3 protein-coding genes are annotated in these 3359 nt (G+C 66.1%); all 3 read left to right on the top strand.

What is annotated here, in order from left to right:
• The first annotated feature begins 151 nt into the window (after positions 1-151).
• Genes FBZ93_RS40315 through FBZ93_RS40305 form a run of 3 tightly spaced genes read left to right on the top strand, consistent with a single transcriptional unit; the run spans position 152 to position 3275 of the window.
• Complete coding sequence (locus FBZ93_RS40315) at positions 152-1384, top strand: tyrosine-type recombinase/integrase (RefSeq protein ID WP_246667868.1); 1233 nt, start codon at positions 152-154, stop codon at positions 1382-1384.
• Positions 1384-2289 (top strand): tyrosine-type recombinase/integrase, encoded by a 906-nt coding sequence (locus tag FBZ93_RS40310; protein WP_146993217.1) that lies wholly within the window; start codon positions 1384-1386, stop codon positions 2287-2289. The genes FBZ93_RS40315 and FBZ93_RS40310 overlap by 1 nt, the downstream gene beginning before the upstream one ends.
• A complete protein-coding gene (locus tag FBZ93_RS40305; protein WP_146993216.1) occupies positions 2286-3275 on the top strand; it encodes a tyrosine-type recombinase/integrase in 990 nt (329 codons plus the stop codon). Before FBZ93_RS40310 ends, FBZ93_RS40305 begins: the two co-directional genes overlap by 4 nt.
• The last annotated feature ends 84 nt before the right edge of the window (positions 3276-3359 follow it).

The raw sequence follows: 3359 nt of genomic DNA, 5'->3' as shown, positions 1-3359 counted from the left end.
CCTGCCTTATGGGCAAAGCCGGTAATGGGGAGCTGCCAATCGCGATCACCGTATTTTCCTGTGTATTGCCGCTCTCGAGCTCTCCATTACAAGTCGCCCGTGCGGCCCCGTTGGGTCGGCCACTGATGGCCGGTCACATACGGAGACGGACATGTTGGAGACGTACTTCTCGGCAGCGAAGATGCTGGGGCATCTGCGCAGTGGGCCGAGCGGGCCTTACCTTGACGGGTTTGCAGCGGCGCTGGAGCGGCAGGGCTATGGCCCCGAGACAGCGGTACGCTATTTGCGAGCGGCGGCTCACATCGGCCATGTTATGGCCGAGCAAGGCGCGGGCCTGACGGACGTTGATCTCGCCGCGTTCGGCGAGCACCTGCGCACTTGCCGGTGTCCACGCGCCAAAGGCGGCCGGCGCAACCACCACACCATCTACGGTGCCAGGCTCTTTCGTCGGCACCTCGTCGAGCTCGGCCTTTGCCGGTCCGCGGCCGTGGGGGCAGCACCCGCCGAGCCGCAGCTGGTCGCCGACTTCAAGACGTGGCTGCGCAAGCATCGCGGCGCATCCGATGCCACCGTCAGGCTCTACGCCCGCGACGCCGCGGGCCTGATGATGGAGCTTCGATCTGACCCGGACGGCTGGAGGCCGAACGATGTCCGCAGTTACTTCCGGGAGCGGGCGAGCAATAGCGGGAGTGGCACGATCGAGAAGATGACGACGAGCCTGCGGGCCTTCCTGCGGTATCTCGCAGTCGCAGGCCGTTGTCAGGCAGGTCTCGACGGCGCCGTTCCAGCCTACGCTCATTGGCAGCTTGCCGACATGCCCCGGTATCTGTCGACCGAGCAGGTCGACCGGCTGATCGCTGCCTGTGACGGCGACGTCGGTGGGCGCCGGCGTGATCGTGCGATCGTACTTTTGTTGGTGCGCCTCGGCCTGCGGGCCGGTGACGTGGCGCAACTGCGTCTCGCGGATATCGAGTGGCAAATGGGATCGCTACGGGTCTGCGGCAAGTCGCGCTACGAGGTCCGGCTGCCGCTACCGCAAGACGTCGGGGATGCGATCGCCGCCTACCTCGAATGCCGGCCGTCTACCCGCCGGAACGATCTCTTGTTCCTGCGCACGATCGCACCGTGCCGTCCATTCCGACGAGGCGACGGCATCTCGTCGGTGGTCAAGCGTATCATGAAGCGGGCCGACATCGTGGCGCCGGTCAAAGGGGCCCACGCTCTGCGGCACACCGCGGCGACCGAGATGCTGCGCCATGGCGTGCCGCTCGACAAGATCGGCCTCGTCCTTCGGCATCGCGGCATCGACACGACGGCCTATTACGCAAAGGCCGACGTCGCGCTGCTGAAGCAGGTTGCTCAGCCGTGGCCGGAGGCGCTCTGATGCTGGACGCCATCGAGACCTATCTCGCGCTCCGCCGCACCACGGGCTTCGCGATGTCGACCGCGGAGTACCTGCTGAAGAGCTTTGCCGCCTTCGCGGCCGAGCGCGGACAAACGTACGTCGAGACAAAAACAGCGATCGACTGGGCCGCGCTCGGACCATCCGTCGCGCAACGCGATGCACGGCTCAGAGCCGTCTGTCGCTTCGTACGCCATGTCCTGGTGGAGGACGTCGGGCACGAGCTGCCGCCGGCAAATCACTTCGGCGCCCGCAAGAAGCGTCGCACGCCGCACATCTACACGACAGACGAGATCAGTCGGCTGGTCGAAGCTGCGCTGCGGCTTCGGCCAACGCGCGGCTTGCGCCCGCACACGCAAGCGACCTTGATCGCGCTGCTCTCATCCACCGGGCTCAGGATCTCCGAAGCCCTGAAGCTGACGATCGCGGATGTGACCCGCGACGGTCTGCTGATCCGCGAGACCAAGTTCCGCAAGACGCGACTGGTGCCGCTGCACGACACGGCGGTCGCCGGCTTGCAGCGATACCTGGCACGTCGCGGGCCCGGCTCAGACGATGATCCGGTCTTCATCGACAAGTGCGGTCGGCCGCTACGCTACATTGCCGTCAAGGAGACCTTCGACAGGCTGGTCGACAAGGCTGGCATCAGATCGACGTCGGCTCGCCGTCCTCGCCTGCACGATCTACGGCACACGTTTGCGGTGCGCGCGCTGCAAGGCAGCCCTACCGGCCGAGGCCGGTGCGGGGCGCACATGGCGGCACTCGCGACCTACATGGGTCACGTCAACATCTATGCGACCTACTGGTATCTCGAGGCCACGCCCGACCTCTTGCGCGATGTCGCCATGGCCAGCGAAGCGTTCATGTCCGAAGGGAGGTCAGCATGACGCCGATCGCTCCCCTCATCGAGACGTTCCTGCGCGACACCCTCGCTTGCCAGCGGGGCGCCAGCCGGCACACGAGGGACTCCTATGCCTCGAGCTTCCAGCTGCTGTTCGTGTTCGCCGCCGACCGGCTCAAGGTCAAACCTTCGGCGCTGACGCTCGAACAGATCGATGCCGGGCTCGTCAGCGCCTTCCTTGAGCATCTTGAGGACGAGCGCAAAAACGCGGCCGTGACGCGCAACGTTCGCCTGGCGGCGATCAAGTCCTTCTTCCGCTTCCTCGAGTATCGGCAGCCGGCGGCGCTCGAGCAGATCCGCCGTGTACTGGCGATCCCGTTCAAGAAAACTGACACGCGCCTGGTGCCCTACCTTCTGCGCGAAGAGCTCCAAGCCGTGCTCGACGCTCCCGATCCGGCGACACGCGATGGCATCCGCGATCGCGCAATGCTGCACGTGGCCGTCTGCGCAGGGCTGCGCGTCTCCGAACTGACGGGCCTCAAGGTCGATGACATCGACCTGCCTTCGATGAGCATCCGCGTGCTCGGCAAGGGACGCCGGGAGCGGACGCTGCCGTTGTGGAAGCCGGCGGCCGCTGCACTGCGTGCCTGGCTGGCCATCCGCGGGCAGGTCGCGACACCCGAGGTGTTCGTCAACGCCCGTGGTGAGCCGCTGAGCCGATGGGGCTTTGCCTATCTGCTCAGGCAGCACGCCGCGACTGCGGCTCGCAAGCAGCCCGGTCTCGCCAAGAAACGCGTCTCGCCCCACGTGCTCAGGCACACCTGCGCGATGGTCGTTCTGCAAGCGACCGGGGACATCCGAAAGGTGTCGCTGTGGCTGGGCCACGCTACGCTGACGACCACCGAGGTCTACACGCGCGGCGATCCAACCGAGAAGCTCGATGCGATGGAGGCGATCGTGCCGCCCCACCTGCGGCGCGGCGTCTTCCAGCCCACCGACCAGCTGATCGAACTCCTCAGGCGTACCTCGTAATGGAGAGTGGGGTTGGCGGTGATTGGTGCAGGAGCGCGATCAAATTGCCGCCAGCTCCCCATTACCGGCTTTGCCCATAAGGCA

This window comes from Bradyrhizobium macuxiense, from assembly GCF_007993935.1.
GTDB classification, from domain to species: domain Bacteria; phylum Pseudomonadota; class Alphaproteobacteria; order Rhizobiales; family Xanthobacteraceae; genus Bradyrhizobium; species Bradyrhizobium macuxiense_A.
This window is presented reverse-complemented; position numbering and strand designations above follow the sequence as displayed.

Coding starts and splice junctions, on each gene's coding strand:
- FBZ93_RS40315 (WP_246667868.1), top strand. CDS start 152: ATGTTGGAGACGTACTTCTCGGCAGCGAAGATGCTGGGGCATCTGCGC.
- FBZ93_RS40310 (WP_146993217.1), top strand. CDS start 1,384: ATGCTGGACGCCATCGAGACCTATCTCGCGCTCCGCCGCACCACGGGC.
- FBZ93_RS40305 (WP_146993216.1), top strand. CDS start 2,286: ATGACGCCGATCGCTCCCCTCATCGAGACGTTCCTGCGCGACACCCTC.